The organism is Mesorhizobium sp. P2_F7 (assembly GCF_056403695.1).
Genome location: NZ_JBFUFA010000012.1, coordinates 88,190 through 105,590 on the forward strand (window position 1 = coordinate 88,190; position 17,401 = coordinate 105,590).

The window sequence follows — 17,401 nt, forward strand, 5'->3', positions numbered from 1 at the left end:
GACACCCCACAAGATACCTCAAAGGCAAAAACGGCCGCATCGGCATCCGGTGTCGGCATGGTATTTTGACGCGACAACCATCTGCGCTACCTCGATAATAGGACTGCCGCCGAAACAGCGGCCGGGAACGAGGTGTGCGGAAGATGAAGTTGTTGATTTCGAGCGCAGGCCGGCTGTCAGCGCTGCTTGTTCTGTCCCTGGCGGCAGGTTGCTCATCGCTGGGTGGTGCGGTGAACGCGGCGAAATACGACAGCATGACCTGCGCCGAGCTCAACACTGCCGTGGGCGATACCGCGCGCGAGATCTCGCAAACCGCCATCACCCGCGGCAAGGTCACCAACACCAGCGTGCCGAACTGGCTGCTCGGCGGCGCACGCGTGAAGAGCGCAGTCACCAACCGGGAGACGGCCAGGATCGAAAAGCTGAAACAACAACAAGATGCGCTCGTCGCCGCAAGAGCCAACAGGTGTTCGACTCGCCAGGATAGCTGAGCTGCGTGGCTTAGGTTCGCCCGATAAGTCCTATCAAGCGCGCCGGCACATCCAATTCAGTCCTCGTCAACCAGTTGATCGACAGGCACCCCCAGCGCGCGCGACAGCCGCAGCCATAGTCCGACATCACCACCGCGCTTGCCGTTCTCAATCGCCGACAGCATGTTTTGTGAAATGCCGACTTCTGCCGCCAGGGCCGTCTGAGTCTTGCTCCTTCTCCCCCGCCAGAAGGCAAGCGGCGATGCGGCATTGGCAAAGGCGAGCGCCTCATCGGCGGTGAAGCCAGGAGCCTCGCCGGCTCGGTAGCTCGCCACCTCGCGGGCACGCGCAGCCCGGTCCTGCAACGCATCGAGTTCTGCACGCGGCAGGACCGCCATTTCGTCGCCCTTGGGCGTGGTGAAGTAGTGGATACTCATTGCCGTTTCCTATTCATAGACGGAGCCACGAGGGCCGATCCTGCTGACGATGACCTCATCTTCCGTCTCGGTGAAGATGATGCGGTAGTCTCCGACACGCAGCCGCATTTCATCTGAACCAACCAGTTTCTTGACGTTGTTGGACATGGCTTCCGGCGTCTCGGCATAAACGGCGACCTTGTCGACGATGCGAGCGGCATCAGCTTTGTGCTTGCGCAGCGATTTGATTGCGGCAGTCAGGTAGACAACCCGCTTCACGGATCAATATCTCACATTGAACTAAACAGATCAACATTTAATCTCATAATGAGATATCTCTCTGATCAGCTCAAGCACTCAACCTGAAGCGCGTCACATCGATCGCTGCAGCCATCAGCGTCTGCGTGTAGGCGGCCTGCGGATTGCTGAAGATGTCTTCGGTCGGGCCTTCCTCGACGATCTTGCCCTGTTTCATCACGATGATGTAGTCGGCCATGGCGCGCACGACCGCGAGATCGTGGCTGATGAAGAGGTAGGACAGTTCGTGGTCGGCCTGCAGCTTGCGCAGCAATTCGACGATCTGTTTCTGCACCGAGCGGTCGAGCGCCGAGGTCGGCTCGTCCAGCACCACCAGTTTGGGCTTCAGGATCATGGCGCGCGCAATGGCGATCCGCTGGCGCTGGCCGCCGGAGAATTCGTGCGGGTAGCGGTTGCGCGCGTTGGGATCGAGGCCGACCTCGAGCAACGCCTCGATCGCGCGTTGATCGCGTTGCTTGCCTGACAGGTTCGGCTCATGCACCAGAAGCCCTTCGGTGATGACCTGGCCGATGGTCATGCGCGGCGACAGCGAGCCGAACGGATCCTGGAAGACGAGTTGCATCTCGCGGCGCAGCGGCCGCATCGCCTGGCGGTCGGCGGTGGAGATGTCGCGGTCGCCGAAGCGGATCACGCCGTCGCTGGGCAGCAGCCTGAGCAGCGCGCGGCCGAGCGTCGATTTTCCGGAACCGGATTCGCCGACGATGCCGATGGTCTGGTTGCGCTTCAGCCGGATCGAAATGTGGTCGACGGCGCGTAGCAGCAGCGGATCACCGGCGAGGAAGCCGCCGCCGATCTTGAAGGTCACTTCGACATTCCTGCCCTCGAGCAGCACCGGCGCGTTGGCCGGCGGCGGCGACTTGGTGCCGGTCGGCTCGGCGGCCAGCAGCATCTTCGTATAGGCATGCTGCGGATTGGCGAACAGAGCCTCGGCCTCGCCCTCCTCCACCACTTCGCCATAGCGCATGACATAGACGCGGTCGGCAAAGCGCCGGACGATGCCGAGGTCGTGGGTGATGAAGACGATGGCCATGCCGAGCTTGCGTTGCAGTTCGGCGAGCAGCACCAGGATCTGCGCCTGGATGGTGACGTCGAGCGCCGTCGTCGGCTCGTCGGCGATCAGAATATCGGGGTCGTTGGCGAGCGCCATGGCGATCATGACGCGCTGGCGCTGGCCGCCCGACATTTCGTGCGGATAGGATTTCATCCGCCGCTCGGGATCGGGAATATGCACCAGCCTAAGCAGTTTGAGCGCCTCCTCGCGCGCCTCGGCCGCGTTCAGCCCGCGGTGCTTGCGGATCGGTTCAATCAGCTGGTTGCCGATCGAATAGAGCGGATCGAGCGAGGTCATCGGCTCCTGGAAGATCATGCTGATCTTGGCGCCGCGCACCTTGTTGAGGTCGGACTTGCTTAACGTCAACAGGTTGCGGCCGCGATAGTCGACGTGACCTGTCGCCTCGCCGTTGGAGGCCAGCAGGCTCATCGCCGCCATCATCGTCTGGCTCTTGCCGGAGCCGGACTCGCCGACCACGGCGACGGTTTCGCCGGCATTGACGTGGATGTTGATGCCCTTGACCGCTTCGACCGCGCCGTCGAGCGTGCGAAAGCGGACGCGCAGGTCCTTGACGCTGAGGATCGTTTCGGGAGTTTTCATCTCGGCGGTCCCCATATTATCGGTCTCTCGGGTCGAGCGCGTCGCGCAAGCCGTCACCGACGAAATTCAGCGCAAACAACGTCGAGACGAGGAAGAAGGCGGGGAACAGGAGCAGCCAGTTGGCGGTGCCGATGTTCTTGGCGCCGACCGAGATCAGCACGCCCCAGCTGGTCATCGGCTCCTGCACGCCAAGGCCGAGGAAGGACAGGAAGCTTTCCAGGATGATCACCTGCGGCACCAAGAGCGTCATGTAGATCACCACTGGTCCGAGCAGGTTTGGGATGACATGGCGGATCAGGATGCCGCGCTGGCCGATGCCCATGGCTTCCGCGGCCTGGACATATTCCTGGCGGCGGATCGACAGCGCCTGGCCGCGCACGATGCGCGCCATGTCGAGCCACAGCACCGCCCCGACCGCTAAAAACATCAGCACGAAGTTGCGGCCGAAGAACACCACCAGCATGATAACGAAGAAGATAAAGGGCAAGGAATAGAGCACGTCGACGATGCGCATCATCACCTCGTCGATCTTGCCGCCGGAGAAGCCGGCCGCCGCGCCGTAGAGCACGCCGATGACCACGGCGACAACGCCGGCAAGCAGGCCGATGGCCAGTGAGATGCGCCCTGCCATCAGCGTGCGGGACAACAGGTCGCGGCCGGTGTTGTCGGTGCCGAAAAGGAAATACTGCTGTTTGACCGACGCAGTCATCGTCAATTCGAGCCCGTCGGGCGATTTGCTCTCTATCTTGGTATCGTCGAAGGCATCGGAGCGGTCGAGATAGCGGATGTTGCGCTCGTCGATCGGCTTGGTCGAGGTGACGGTGACGGTGACGCGATCGCCCTCCTGCTTCCACTCCTTGATGTCGACGCGCATGCGCTTGATCGCGTCAGTGAGCGCCGTCTCGATCATGTCGGCCTGCGGATAGGGGCTGAAACTCGGGGGCGTGCGCACATAGTCGGCGTAGATGGTGGTGTATTGATGCGGCACGAACCAGGGCCCGAACACGCTGATGACGCCGATGAAGGCCAGATAATAGAGGCTGAACATGGCGGCGCGGTTGGCCTTGAGACGCGCCCAGGCATCGCCCCAGAGCGAGCGGCCGATGACGGCCGGCGGAGCGGCGGCGGCTGCAATGTCAGTCATAGCGCACCCTCGGATCGACGACCGCGTACATGACGTCGACGATCAGGTTGAAGACGATGGTGAAGAGCGCGATCACCACCACGGTCCCCATCACCAGCGTGTAGTCGCGGTTGAGCGCGGCATCGACGAAATAGCGGCCGACGCCGGGAATGGAGAAGATCGTCTCGACGATGACCGAACCGGTAAGCAGCGCCGCGGCCGCCGGACCGGTGAAGGAAACGATCGGCAGAATGGCGCCGCGCAGTGCGTGCTTGACCACCACCGACCAGTCGGACAGGCCGAGCGCACGCGCCGTGCGGATATGGTGGGAACGCAAGCTCTCGATCATCGAGCCGCGCATCAGGCGGGCAACGATGGCGATCTGCGGCAAAGCGAGCGTCAGCACCGGGCCGACCTTGTTGATCAGTGCGCCATCACCCCAGCCGCCGATCGGCAACAGCTTCCAGGTCAATCCGAAGGCAAGCTGGATGATCGGGGCGATGACGAAGGTGGGGATGGTACTGCCGGCGGTCGCCAGCGCGATCACCGTATAGTCGCCAAGCTTGTTCTGGTTGAGCGCGGCAATGGTGCCGAGCACCGAACCCAGCAGAAGCGCCAGGATCAGTGCGGAGGTGCCGAGCTGGACTGAAATCGGCAAGCCCTTGGCGAAGAGTTCGGTGACGGTGAAGTCAGGCAAATTATAGCTCGGCCCGAAATTGCCGCGCAGCAGGTTGCCGAGATAGTGGGCATATTGCAGCCAGAGCGGATCGTCGAGGCCGAACTGGGCTTCCAGATTGGCCCTGATCTCGGGACTGAGGCCCCGCTCCTGATTAAAGGGGCCGCCTGGTGCGACGCGTATCAGGAAAAACGCCATGGTCACGATGACGAATAGCGTCGGTATGGCGGTCAGAAGCCGCCGTAAGATATATCGCAGCATAAGCGCCCCGCTTCGGCCAGAGCGACACGCGTCCATGCGGACGCATAACCACGCTCCGGCGCCAAATCTTCGCACCGGGCTTGCCGAAAATCGACCACGACTTTCGGACCGGTGCGATGACCGACCAGCCCGCCGCGCCCGGATGAGGCGCGGCGGTCCAGTCAAGGATGACTATCAGTCCTTGGAGACGAAGCGGGACGGATGGATGTCCATCACATTGTCATCGAAGCCATGCAGCTTCGAGGAAACGATGTCGTGGAAGCTGTAGTAGAGAAGCGGAATGTTACCGACGTCGTCGACGAGGATGCGCTCGGCCTCAGTGAGGTCCTTCATGCGCTCTTCCGGCTTGCCGCCAGCGGCGGCGGCCTTGTCCATGGCCGCTTCATATGCCGGGCTGACGTAGCTCGAGTAGTTGTTTCCGCTGGCCTTGCGTGTGATGCCGAGGAAGGTCTCGGGATCCTTGTAATCGGCGATCCAGGCGGCACGCGCCACGTCGTAGTTGCCCTTCTGCTCAAGGAAGGAATAGTGGGTCTTGGTATCGGTGTTGAGCAGCGTGATCTCGACGCCAAGCGGCTTCAGCTGTTCCTGGATGGCAACCGCAGTGTTCTTGTGGTTTTCCGAGGTGTTGTAGCGGATCTCCATCTTCAGCGGATGCTCGGGCGTATAGCCGAGTTTCTCGAGGATCTTCTTGGCGGCGTCCTCGCGGTCGATCTGCGACATGTCGGCGTATTTGGCCATTGCCGGCGTATAGCCCGCGATGCCCGGAGGGACCATCGAATAGCCGGGAAGCATCGAGTTCTGCCAGACTTTCTCGGCGAGGAAGTCGCGATCGATCGCCATCGATATGGCGTTGCGCAGCTCGACATTGTCCCACGGCGCTTTGTCGGTCTTGATCGCATAGTAGTAGGTTCCGAGATACGGTCCGACGCGGACCTGATCGCCGAACTTGGTCTTGAGATCAGCGAGCTGTTCGGTCGGCAGGTCGCCGTAGCTGTCGAGTTCGCCGGCCTCGAAGCGCTTCATCGCCGATGAGCGGTCTTCGGTCGGGATGTAGTTGACGACGTCCATCTTGACGGTCGCGGCGTCCCAGAATTTCGGATTCTTGACCAGCTTCATGTGGTCGTTGGGAATCCACTCGGCCAGTGTATAGGCGCCGTTCGAAACCAGATTGCCCGCCTTGATCCAGTCGGCGCCGAGCTTGTCGATCGAGGCCTTGTTGACCGGATAAGTGGCCTGGTGGGTCAGCATCTCAAGGAAGTATGGCGTCGGCGCCTTCAGCGTCACTTCCAGGGTGTTGGCGTCGATCGCCTTGACGCCCATATCCTCGGGCTTGCCTTTCTTGGTGTTGACTTCCTCGGCATTCTTCACCGGATAGAGCATGGAAGCGTATTCGGCGGCAGTCGCCGGATCCTCCAGCCGACGGAAGGAGTAGACGAAGTCGTCCGCCGTCACCGGGCTGCCATCCGACCACAAGCCGTCCTTGCGCAGCTTGAAGGTGTAGACGGTGCCGTCATCCGATACGGTCCAGCTTTCGGCAGCGCCCGGAATGAGGTTCGTCTTCTGATCGTGCATGACCAGTCCCTGGAACAGGTCGCGTATGATATCGGCTTCGTAGACCGTCGAGGTCTTGTGCGGATCGACCGTCTCCGCTTCGGCGGCGCTGCCCCGGTTATAGACAGTCTCGGCAAGGGCCGGCGTCAGGAACGTGCCTGCAGCAAAGGTCATGGTTGTGGCGACCAGCGTCGCCTTCAGCATATTTTTCAGCATCATGAAGTCTCTCCCTGTGGCGCTGCCCAGCGGCTCGCGCCTTCGAGTGTTGACGCCCCGGAACCGATTTCTGGCCCCTTTTGAGCGCGCCGCCGGTTCCCGTCCGGGCAGCTGGTGGCAGGAGACTAGACAGACGGAAATATTATTTCAACCGCTCGCTGCTTGACGTTGAGTGAGCAGTCTTCGGCTAAAATAGGAGCAGCTAAAATTCAGATGCTTTTCAACTGGCTGCACCTTGCGGTTGCTTTATCGGTTTTCTGTTCTTGCTACCGGGGTTTGGTATACTCAGCAGTATGCTGCAGAACCCGAAACTCCTCGCTTTATGGTGTCGTTTCCGGGCGAACGCCTCGGGAACCTCGGCGATCGAATTCGCCATGCTGGCGCCGCTGTTTATCCTGCTTCTGCTCGGCATGGTTGCATACGGTATCTATTTCGGCGCCAGCCACTCGGTCCAGCAAATCGCGGCGGATGCGGCGCGAACGGCGATTGCGGGGCTGAACGCCACTGAACGCAAGACGCTGGTGACCAATTTCATCAACAACGATGTCAACGGATATCCCTTCGTCGATGCCACGAAGCTGACGGTCGACGCCAAGGACAGCGTCGCCGATGGCAGTCAGTTCGTGGTCTCGGTCAGCTACGACGCACGGAATTTGCCGATCTGGAATCTGTTCCCCAATCTGCCTATGCCGGGCATGACCATTCACCGGCAATCGACGATCCGGGTCGGGGGCATCTGATGCGGAGTGCCGTGGCTGGAATGCGGCAGATATGCCGGCGGCTGCTGCGCGACAAGCGGGCCAATTTCGCCGTCATGACGGCGCTCAGCGCGCCCGTCGCACTGGTGCTGACGGCGTTCGCCGTCGACCAGGGTGCGCTGTTCAACGAGCGCCGCGCAGCGCAGTCGATCGTCGACCTGGCGGCGATCACCGCCGCGGCCAATCTCAACAACGCCGAAACGGCGGTGCTGACGACACTAAAGGACAATGGAATCAGCTCCGTTACCGTGCAGAAAGACGGGACAACCATCGCGCCGACAGCCACCAAGGCGGTGGTCCAGATTGTGCCCGGGCGCTACACGGGCTTGAGCTCCATCGCCGCCGGCAGCCGGTTCGAAGCGAACAAGCTGCCCTACAATGCCGTGCGCGTGTTCCTGAAGAAGCAGGGCACGCTCTATTTCGGCGCCTCGCTTATGGCCCCGCCGGTCATAGGCACGACGGCCACTGCAAACGCCCAGGCACAGGCGACCTTTTCGGTCGGCTCGAGGCTGCTCAGCGTCAATGGCGGGCTGCTCAACGCGCTCCTCAAGGGGCTGGTAGGCGGCAACATCTCGCTCAGCGTGACGGACTATAATTCCCTGATCGCCGCCGACATCAACGTGCTTTCCTTCGTCGATGCGCTTGCGGTTCAGTTGAACATGACCGGCGTGTCCTATTCGGATGTGCTGGCTTCAAAGGCAAGCATCGGCCAGATCGCCACCGCCATGGCCAATGTTCCGGGGTTGGACAACACGGCCAAACTGGCCTTGCAGTCGGTGGCCTCGAAGGCCACCAGCACGGTCCAGATTCCGCTCAGCCACCTTGTCGACCTCGGCACGGTCGGGCGCCTGGCTCTTGGGCAAAAGCCGTCGGGGCTGGGTGTCGATGCCAGCGCCATGGGCATGCTGACGGCCGCAGCCTCGCTTGCCAACGGTACCAACCAGGCCCAGCTCGACCTGGGCGTCACCGTGCCTGGGCTCACCGCCACGACGCTCGACGTCGCCATTGGCGAGCCGATGCAATCGTCGCCATGGCTGGCTGTCGGCGAGGCCGGCACCGTGGTGCGCACCGCGCAGACACGCATCAAGCTTCTGGCGTCAGTTACGGTCGGCAACAGCAATATCGGCGGCGGCACCAGCCTGCTCTCCGTCACCCTGCCGCTGCACATCGAAATCGCCTATGCGGAGGCCAAGCTGACGGACATAAGCTGTCCGAAGGGTCCTGACAGCATCAAGGTCACCATCGCCGCGCGTCCCGGTGTCGTCGAGGCGCATCTCGCGGCCAGCAGCGCCGACGGCAATGCCGGTGCCTTCGCCGACTTCACCAAACCGCAATCCTTCTACAACACCGAGATCGCGGCGGTGAGACTGCTGCTCGTCCCGCTCCTGGCGGTGAAGGGCTCTGCGGCGTTTGCGATGACCAACATGAACTCGACAAACCTGGTCTTCAACTATAGCGACATCGCCGCCAAGACGATCAAGACCGTGTCAACGCAGAACCTGACGCAGTCGCTGACCACCTCGCTGGTCAACGATCTGTCGCTGACGGCCAACGTGCTGGGCCTGCCGATCAACCTCAACGCCCTGCTTGGAACGGTGAAGCCGGCCGTGGTGGCGCTGCTGAACAGCGTGACAGCGCCGGTCGACACACTGGTCTACAATGTGCTCGCAGCGCTCGGCGTGAGCGTCGGCCAGGCCGATGTCCGGGTCACCGGCGCGACGTGCGGCCGCTCCGTTCTGGTGCAATAGGCCGGGTCAGCCGGCTCGCCCGACAAAGCTTCCCAGCGCCTGCAGCGACAAGCCGCCTTCCCGCAGGACCGCACCGCCACCTGGAGCGATCGCCACGACGGGCCCGAAATCCGGTGGCAATGGCCAGTCGGCCGGCTCGTCGGCGAAATTGAAGACGCAGAGCAATGTCTCGCCCTCGCCCTGCCTGATGAAGGCAAGGACATCGCCGTCGGTATCGAGAAAGCGGATCGACCCCTCGACCAGAGCCGGATGCGCCTTGCGCAGGGACAGTATCGTCCGGTAGCCGGCGAGCACGGAATTTTCGTCGCTATTCTGGATGTCGGCCGCCTGGGCGCGGTGGCTTGCCGGCACCGGCAGCCAGGGTTTTCCCGAGGAGAAACCGGCATTTTCGGCGCCCGCCTCCCAGACCATCGGCGTGCGGCAACCGTCCCTGCCCTTGACCGTCGGCCAGAAGCGAATGCCGACGGGATCGCGCAGGTCTTCGAAGGTCAGTTCCGCCTCCTGCAGCCCGAGTTCCTCGCCCTGGTAGAGACAGATCGAGCCGCGCAGGCATGAGAGAAGGGCAATCGAGAATTTCGCCACCGCATTTGGATCGCCGTCCTGCCGCGTCCAGCGGCTGACGTGGCGCACGACATCGTGGTTGGAGAATGCCCAGCAGACCCAGCCGTCGGCAACCGCTGCCTCGAAGGCCTCGACGCAGCCACGCACATGGGCAGGCGAGAATTGCGACCCGAGCAGATCGAACGTGTAGCACATGTTGAGTTTGTCGCCGCCGGAGGTGTAGGCGGCGAGCGTCTGCAGCGAGCGGCCTTCGTCGCCGACCTCACCGACGCTGGCGCGGCCGCCATACTCGTCGAGCAGCGCGCGAAAGCGCCTGAGGAAATCGAGGTTTTCCGGTTGCGTCTTGTCGAACAGATGTTCCTGGAAAAGATAGGTGTTGGTTTCGCCATTGGTGCCGGCGACGCTCGATGCCAAAGGCGGATTGCTGCGCAGCCAGCGGTCATGGACATAGTAGTTGACCGTGTCGAGACGGAAGCCGTCGACGCCGCGCTCGAGCCAGAACCGCACCGTGTCCAGCAGCGCGTCCTGGACCTCCGGATTGTGGAAATTGAGGTCCGGCTGCGAGGCCAGGAAATTGTGCATGTAGTACTGCCGGCGAGTGGCGTCCCACTCCCAGGCCGGGCCACCGAAAACCGACAGCCAGTTGTTGGGCGCGTTGCCATCTGGTTTGGTGTCGGCCCATACGTACCAGTCGGCTTTGTCATTGTCCCTGCTGGCACGGCTTTCGACGAACCACTCGTGCTTGTCGGAAGAGTGCGACAGCACCTGGTCGATGATCACCTTCAGGCCGAGCCGGTGCGCCTCGGCCACCAGCGCGCCGAAGTCGTCGAGCGTGCCGAACATCGGATCGACCGCCTGATAGTCGGAGACGTCGTAACCCATGTCGGCCATCGGCGACTTGAAGAAAGGCGACAGCCAGACGGCGTCGACGCCAAGCGAGGCCACGTGCGCCAGCCGCGATGTGATGCCTGAGAGGTCACCGCTGCCGTCGCCGGTCGTGTCTTGGAAGGAGCGCGGATAGATCTGGTAGATGACGCAGCCGCGCCACCAGTCGGCGCTCTGTTCAGGTCCCGGCTGGGCATTGTCGTCGGCCATCACGGACCCTTCCTGGCGCGGCCCTTTGCGGTCCGTCGCTCGATCATGAAACTGACACTGCGGCCGGGCAGCGGGCGTGCAAGGTCGATCGCCTGCGTTTCGATGGCCGGCTGCCACTGAAACCCCTCCCGCATGGGCAGCGTGAAGACGCATTGGCGGCGGTCGCCATTGACGATGACGGCGAGGCGCCCGTCCCCGCTGTCGGCGAGCAGCATGACGAGGCGATGGCGCGAGGCATCGTTCCAGTCGGCCTCACTGAGCGGCGCCCCGGTCTCGGTCAGCCAGGCGACATCGGGCACATCCAAACCGCCTTGCGGCTCTCCAGTCAGGAAGCGTGGATCGTCGAGCGCCGGCATTGCGCGGCGCAGTGCCGCGAGCGCCGACACATGGGCTTCCAGTGCGGGGTCGCGTCCCGCCCAGTCGAGCCAGGTGATGGCATTGTCCTGCGCGTAGGCATTGTTGTTGCCCCTTTGCGTGCGGCCGAATTCGTCGCCCGCGGTCAGCATGATGGTGCCGCGCGAGGCAAACAAGGTCGCGAGCAGCGCCCGGCGGTCACTGGTACGGGCCTCGGCAATCGCCTTGTCGGAGGTCTCGCCCTCGACGCCATTGTTCCAGGACAGGTTCTCATTGTGGCCGTCGCGGTTCTTCTCGCCATTGGCCTGGTTGTGCTTGGCCTCATAGGTGACGATGTCGGCCAGCGTCATGCCGTCATGCGCGGCGATGAAATTGACAGTGCGGCTGGCCGGTTGACCCTCCCTGCCGAACACGTCCGACGAACCGGCGAGCCTCGTCGCCAGCGCGCCGACCGCGCCGGCATCGCCGCGCCAGAAGCGCCTGACGTCGTCGCGGTAACGGTCGTTCCATTCGAGATATGGCGGCGAAAAATTGCCGAGCTGGTAGCCGTTCGGACCGATGTCCCAGGGCTCGGCGATCAGCACCCTGTCGGCGAGGATGGGATCGTTGGTGATGGCCCCGAGCAGCGCCGCCGTCGGGTCGAATGCGCCGTCGACACGGCCGAGAACCGGCGCCAAATCGAAGCGGAAACCGTCGACGCCGGCATGGCGGACGAAATGGCGGAGCGTGTCGAGCACCATCTCCCGAACGATAGGATGGTCACAGGCGACCGTGTTGCCGGTGCCGGTGTCATTGACCAGTCTGCCGTCCGGTTCGTGCCGGTAATAGGCCTGCGCGTCGAGGCCACGCAGCGACAGCGTCGGCCCAAGCCGATCGCTCTCACCGGTGTGGTTGAAGACGAGATCGAGGATGGTGCCGATCCCGGCCTTGCGCAGTGCCGCTACCGTGTCGCGCAATTCGGCAAGGCCGCCCGGCGCCAGCCGCGGATCGAGCGCCATGAAGGTGACGGGGTTGTAGCCCCAGGCATTGCTCAAGCCGAGCGGCGGCAGATGCCGCTCGTCGATCCATGCCGTCACCGGCATCAGCTCGACAGCGGAGACGCCGATCTTCTTGAGGTGCTCGATGATGGCGGGATGGGCGAGCGCGGCGATGGTGCCGCGCTGCGCTTCCGGCACATCCGGATGCAGCCTGGTGAAGGAGCGGACGTTGAGCTCGTAGATCAGGCCGCCAGGCTGGAGGACGGGTGGCAGTGGCGTCACAGGTTCCGGCAACGCGACCACGATCGACTTCGGCATTAGCGGTGCGGTGTCGGCGCCTTCGTTGCGTTTGGCGGTGAGCCGCCAGTGATACTGGTACGGCCGGTCGATTTCGACGGCATAGGGGTCGGTGAGCAGTTTTTCGGGATCGAACCACAGCCCTCGCTCCGGGGCATAATCGCCATCGGCGCGAAAGCCGTAGCGGGTGCCGGCAGCGAGGCCTGCGACGAACAACGCGTAGACGCCTTCGCCTTCAGGCTGGAGTTCGAGCCGGTCGATTTCGCGCGAGCCGGTTTCGTCGAAGATCGACACCCAAAGGCGCCGCGCGGATGACGTCCAGGCGGCGAAGCGTATTCCATCGCGAGTGATGGTGGCGCCGAGTTGGGTCATGCAGTCTCCCCCTTCTCCCCTTGTGGGAGAAGGTGTCGCCGAAGGCGACGGATGAGGGGTGTTCCAGCTTGGCAAGGACGGCGATCCTTCGCGCACCCCTCATCCGTCTCGGCGCTGCGCGCCGATCCACCTTCTCCCACAAGGGGAGAAGGAGAGGCGCGCACCACCACCCTCAAGTAATCACGCTCGGCTTGTTGCGGCCGGTGTGGCTCTTGATCCCGGCAATATCATCCGCCGCGGCAATCAGATCCGCGAGCGCCTCTTGCGTGTCGAGATCGTGCCTCGCCCTGTCCGGCTCGTAGCGCTCGATATAGACGCGCAGCGTCGCGCCCGACGTGCCGGTGCCGGACAAACGAAACACGACGCGGGAGCCGCCTTCGAACAGGATGCGGATCCCCTGGTTCTTGCTCACCGAACCGTCGACCGGATCGTGATAGGCGAAATCATCGGCACTGGCGATCTTCATGCCGCGCACGCTGGTGCCGGGCAGCGAGCCAAGCTTGGCGCGTAGTTCGTCGACCAGGGCATTGGCGCGATCGGTCTCGACCTCTTCATAGTCGTGGCGCGAATAGTAGTTGCGGCCGTAGGTCGCCCAGTGTTCGGTGACCACCTGCTTGGCGCTTTCGCCGCGCACGGCCAGGATGTTCAGCCACAGCAGCACCGCCCATAGCCCGTCCTTTTCGCGGACATGGTTGGAGCCGGTGCCGGCGCTTTCCTCGCCGCAGATCGTCGCCATGCCGGCGTCGAGCAGATTGCCGAAGAACTTCCAGCCGGTCGGCGTTTCATAGATGCCGATGCCGAGCTTTTCGGCGACGCGGTCGGCGGCGCCGCTGGTCGGCATCGAGCGGGCGATGCCTTTCAGCCCGTCCTTGTAGCCCGGCGCCAGCTGCGCGTTGGCGGCTAGCATCGCCACCGAGTCCGACGGGGTGACGAAAATGCCCTTGCCGATGATCAGGTTGCGGTCGCCATCGCCATCGGAAGCTGCGCCGAAATCCGGCGCGTCCGGTCCCATCATCTCATCATAGAGGTGCTTGGCATGGACCAGATTCGGATCGGGGTGATGGCCGCCGAAATCCGGCAGCGGCTTGTAGTTGCGGCAGGTGCCGTTCTCCGCGCCGAGCCGGCGTTCGAGGATCTCCTTGGCATAGGGGCCGGTGACCGCATGCATGGCGTCGAAGCGCATGCGGAAACCGTATTTGAAATTGGCGCGAATGGCGTCGAAGTCGAACAGGGTCTCCATCAGTTCGGCATAGTCGGAGACCGGATCGATCACCTCCACCGTCATGCCGCCGGCCTCGACAGTGCCGATCTTGTCGATGTCGATCTCAGCGATGTCGGCAGTCTTGAAGCTCGAAATCGTCTTGGTCTTCTCGAAGATCGCGTCGGTCAGCTTTTCCGGCGCCGGGCCGCCATTGCCGGCATTGTATTTGATGCCGAAATCCTCATGCGGCCCGCCCGGATTGTGGCTGGCCGACAGGATGATGCCGCCGAAGGTCTCGTATTTGCGGATGACATGCGAGGCCGCCGGCGTCGACAAAATGCCGCCCTGCCCGACCATCACCTTGCCGAAGCCGTTGGCCGCGGCCATGGCGATGGCCTTCTGGATGACTTCGCGGTTGTAGAAGCGGCCGTCGCCGCCGATCACCAGCGTCTTGCCCTTGAAGCCATCGAGCGCGTCGAAGATCGACTGGATGAAATTCTCGGCGTAGTGCTCCTGCTGGAAGACAGGCACCTTCTTGCGCAGGCCGGACGTGCCGGGTTTCTGGTCAAGATAGGGTTTGGTGGCGACGGTCCGGATCATGCTTCAGGCAACCCTTTTCGAAAGCAACAGACGGTAGAGTTCAACGTATTTGTCGGCGCTCTTGTCCCAGGAGACATCGGCCTTCATGCCCTGGCGCTGGATCTGTTCCCAGACGGCGGGGCTCGAATGCGCGTCGACCAGCCGGCGGATGGCATGCAGCATCGCGCCGCCATTGTTGGGCGCGAACTGGAAGCCGGTGGCCACACCTGCCGAGATCGCTGCCTCGTTGGCGTCGATGATGGTGTCGGCAAGGCCGCCGGTGCGGGCCACGACCGGCACGCAGCCATAGCGCAGGCCGTAGAGCTGAGTCAGCCCGCAGGGCTCAAAGCGCGACGGGATGACAATGGCGTCGCAGCCGCCTTGCATGGTGTGGGAAAGTCCCTCGTCATAGCCGACCACGACGCCGATGCGGCCGCGATGGCGGGCGGCGGCAGCAAGCAGCGCGCCTTCCAGCCCGGCATCGCCGGAACCGAGGATCGCCAGCCGCGCGCCGGTGGCGACGAGCCCGTCGACCACCGCCGCCAATATGTCCATGCCCTTCTGCCAGGTCAGCCGGCTGATGACGCAGACGATCGGGCTGTCGTCTTGTTCCAGATTGAAACGGTCCTCGACAACCGCCCGGTTGGGAAGGCGAGCCTTCAGCGTCTGCGCGGAATAGGCCGACACCAGGTGCTTGTCGGTCTCGGGGTTCCAGATGTCGGTGTCGATGCCGTTGACGATGCCATAGAGGTCCGAGGATCGCATGTTGATCAGGCCGTCGAGACCCATGCCGAATTCTGGCGAGCGGATTTCCTGGGCATAGGTGGGGCTGACCGTGGTGATCGCCCAGGCCGCCTGCAGGCCGGCCTTGAGGAAGCCGACGCCGCCGTAATATTCGACGCCGTCAAGCGCCATCGCCACCGCCGGCAGGCCGAGTTCGCCAAAAATGCCGGCGCCGAACTGGCCCTGGAAGGCAAGGTTGTGCACAGTGATCAGCGAAGGCACGCCGACCGCCTTGCCGTAGCGCATGTAGGCCAGCGTCATCGCCGACTGCCAGTCATGGGCGTGGACGAGATCCGGCTGGTAGCCGGAGATGGCGCCGCCGGCGATATCGCCGCCGACCTGGCTCAACGCGGCGAAGCGCCGCCAATTATCGGGCCAGTCAGCGCCAGCCGCATTGCCGTAGGGGCCGCCGGGACGGTCATAGAGATGCGGCGCGTCGAGCACGAACAGGTCGAGCCCGGCGATCTTCACGACATGGACCGAAGCCTTGCCGCCCTGCAGCAGCGGGTACTGATAGACGGCCTTCTTTTTCTTGAAGGCGTCCATCACCTGGGGAAAGCCGGGGATGAGCGTGCGCATCGTCACGCCCTTGGCGGCAAGTGCGATCGGCAATGCGCCGGTCACGTCGGCCAGTCCGCCGGTCTTGATCAGCGGGAAGATTTCGGGCGTGACCGACAGAACCTGCATGCGTCTATCGTCCTGTCTTACAGCTTCAGCTTGTCGATCATGTCCTGCGTGACCAGGCAGATACCTTTTTCCGAAACGCGGAAACGCTTGGCGTCGAGAGCCGGGTCTTCGCCAACCACCAAGCCTTCCGGTATCCTTACACCGTGGTCGATGACGACGCGCTTCAACTTTGCGTTCCGGCCGACATGAACGTCGGGCAGCATGACGACTTCTTCCAGCGTCGAATAGGAGTTGATGCGCGCGCCGGTGAAGATCAGGCTGCGCTTCAGCGAAGCGCCCGAGACGATGCAATCGCCCGAGACCAACGAGGAAACAGCCGACCCGCGGCGGCCGTCCTCGTCATGCACGAACTTTGCCGGCGGCTTCAATTCGGCATAGGTCCAGATCGGCCAGTCGCGGTCGTAAAGGTCGAGTTCGGGGGTGATATCGGTCAAGTCGATATTGGCTTCCCAATAGGCGTCGACCGTGCCGACGTCGCGCCAATAGGCCTCGTTCTCGGCCGTCGAGCGCACGCAGGATTTAGCGAAGCGATGCGCGATCGCCTTACCGTGCTGGACGATGTAGGGGATGATGTCCTTGCCGAAGTCGCGGCTCGAACCCGGCTCGGCGGCATCGCGGCGCAGCTGTTCCATCAGGAACTTGGTCTTGAAGACATAGATGCCCATCGAGGCCAGGGCGAACTCAGGCTTGTCGGGAATGCCCGGAGGATCGGCGGGCTTTTCGACGAAGGCGATGATGTTGTCCTTGCCATCGACATGCATGACTCCGAAGCCGGTCGCTTCCATGCGCGGCACTTCGAGGCAGCCGACGGTGACGTCGGCATTGGCGTCGACGTGCTGACGCAGCATCAGCTCGTAGTCCATCTTGTAGATGTGGTCGCCGGCGAGGATGACCATGTATTCGGGGCCATAGGCCTCGATGATGTCGATGTTCTGGTAGACGGCGTCGGCGGTGCCTTCATACCACTGGGTTTCCGAGACACGCTGGCTGGCCGGCAGGATGTCGAAGCTTTCGTTACGCTCGGGCCGCAGGAAGTTCCAGCCGCGCTGCAGGTGGCGGATCAGCGAATGCGCCTTGTATTGGGTGGCGACACCGAGGCGGCGAATGCCGGAATTCAGCGCGTTGGACAGCGCGAAATCGATGATGCGCGTCTTGCCGCCGAAATAGACCGCGGGCTTGGCGCGGCGGTCGGTCAATTCCTTGAGCCGGCTGCCGCGGCCGCCGGCCAGCACATAGGCCATGGCATCACGCGCCAGCGGCTGGGTTCTCTTCAAGTCTGCCATTTTTACCCTCCCAAATTACCAGTC

Annotated in this window: 14 protein-coding genes; 3 read left to right on the forward strand and 11 right to left on the reverse strand. The window is 63.1% G+C overall.

Annotated features, from left to right (window positions below; translation table 11 throughout):
* Window positions 1-143: 143 nt before the first annotated feature.
* Window positions 144-491 carry a hypothetical protein gene (locus AC1DZ8_RS27530; RefSeq protein WP_477302550.1) on the forward strand — a complete coding sequence of 116 codons (348 nt, stop codon included), beginning with the start codon at window positions 144-146 and terminating at the stop codon, window positions 489-491.
* 56 nt (window positions 492-547) lie between these two features.
* Here AC1DZ8_RS27530 and AC1DZ8_RS27535 read toward each other — a convergent pair whose 3' ends face one another.
* The 6 genes from AC1DZ8_RS27535 to AC1DZ8_RS27560 all read right to left on the reverse strand — a co-directional run bounded on the left by AC1DZ8_RS27535 (window position 548) and on the right by AC1DZ8_RS27560 (window position 6,682).
* Window positions 548-907 (reverse strand): helix-turn-helix transcriptional regulator, encoded by a 360-nt coding sequence (locus tag AC1DZ8_RS27535; RefSeq protein ID WP_477302552.1) that lies wholly within the window; start codon window positions 905-907, stop codon window positions 548-550.
* Between the two features lie 9 nt (window positions 908-916).
* Window positions 917-1,165, reverse strand: coding sequence for a type II toxin-antitoxin system RelE family toxin (locus tag AC1DZ8_RS27540; protein WP_477302554.1), 249 nt, complete (start codon window positions 1,163-1,165; stop codon window positions 917-919).
* A 70-nt stretch (window positions 1,166-1,235) separates the two neighbouring features.
* Window positions 1,236-2,855 carry an ABC transporter ATP-binding protein gene (locus AC1DZ8_RS27545; protein ID WP_477302556.1) on the reverse strand — a complete coding sequence of 540 codons (1,620 nt, stop codon included), beginning with the start codon at window positions 2,853-2,855 and terminating at the stop codon, window positions 1,236-1,238.
* A 16-nt stretch (window positions 2,856-2,871) separates the two neighbouring features.
* Entirely contained in the window at window positions 2,872-3,999 is a 1,128-nt protein-coding gene (locus AC1DZ8_RS27550) for an ABC transporter permease (protein ID WP_477302558.1), read from the reverse strand.
* The gene (locus tag AC1DZ8_RS27555; RefSeq protein ID WP_477302560.1) at window positions 3,992-4,915 is read right to left on the reverse strand and encodes an ABC transporter permease subunit; all 924 of its coding nucleotides are present in this window, start codon (window positions 4,913-4,915) and stop codon (window positions 3,992-3,994) included. The genes AC1DZ8_RS27550 and AC1DZ8_RS27555 overlap by 8 nt, the downstream gene beginning before the upstream one ends.
* Before the next feature lie 174 nt (window positions 4,916-5,089).
* The gene (locus AC1DZ8_RS27560; protein ID WP_477302938.1) at window positions 5,090-6,682 is read right to left on the reverse strand and encodes a peptide ABC transporter substrate-binding protein; all 1,593 of its coding nucleotides are present in this window, start codon (window positions 6,680-6,682) and stop codon (window positions 5,090-5,092) included.
* Window positions 6,683-7,056: 374 nt separating this feature from the next.
* Between AC1DZ8_RS27560 and AC1DZ8_RS27565 the strand changes: the two genes are divergently transcribed.
* Window positions 7,057-7,422: a TadE/TadG family type IV pilus assembly protein gene (locus AC1DZ8_RS27565; RefSeq protein WP_477302562.1), complete on the forward strand. Its 366-nt coding sequence runs from the start codon at window positions 7,057-7,059 to the stop codon at window positions 7,420-7,422.
* Window positions 7,422-9,188, forward strand: a complete 1,767-nt coding sequence (locus AC1DZ8_RS27570) for a pilus assembly protein TadG-related protein (protein WP_477302564.1) — start codon at window positions 7,422-7,424, stop codon at window positions 9,186-9,188. The genes AC1DZ8_RS27565 and AC1DZ8_RS27570 overlap by 1 nt, the downstream gene beginning before the upstream one ends.
* A 6-nt stretch (window positions 9,189-9,194) precedes the next feature.
* On the opposite strand, the gene bglA is transcribed toward AC1DZ8_RS27570, so the two are convergent.
* The 5 genes from bglA to glgC form a co-directional block, all read right to left on the reverse strand.
* Entirely contained in the window at window positions 9,195-10,844 is a 1,650-nt protein-coding gene (gene bglA, locus AC1DZ8_RS27575; RefSeq protein ID WP_477302566.1) for a beta-galactosidase BglA, read from the reverse strand.
* Window positions 10,844-12,844, reverse strand: a complete 2,001-nt coding sequence (gene glgX / locus AC1DZ8_RS27580; protein WP_477302568.1) for a glycogen debranching protein GlgX — start codon at window positions 12,842-12,844, stop codon at window positions 10,844-10,846. Before glgX ends, bglA begins: the two co-directional genes overlap by 1 nt.
* 172 nt (window positions 12,845-13,016) lie before the next feature.
* Window positions 13,017-14,645 (reverse strand): alpha-D-glucose phosphate-specific phosphoglucomutase, encoded by a 1,629-nt coding sequence (locus AC1DZ8_RS27585; protein WP_477302570.1) that lies wholly within the window; start codon window positions 14,643-14,645, stop codon window positions 13,017-13,019.
* A 3-nt stretch (window positions 14,646-14,648) separates the two neighbouring features.
* Window positions 14,649-16,094, reverse strand: a complete 1,446-nt coding sequence (glgA, locus tag AC1DZ8_RS27590) for a glycogen synthase GlgA (protein ID WP_477302572.1) — start codon at window positions 16,092-16,094, stop codon at window positions 14,649-14,651.
* 17 nt (window positions 16,095-16,111) lie between these two features.
* Window positions 16,112-17,377 (reverse strand): glucose-1-phosphate adenylyltransferase, encoded by a 1,266-nt coding sequence (gene glgC, locus AC1DZ8_RS27595; protein WP_112564064.1) that lies wholly within the window; start codon window positions 17,375-17,377, stop codon window positions 16,112-16,114.
* Window positions 17,378-17,401: the final 24 nt, after the last annotated feature.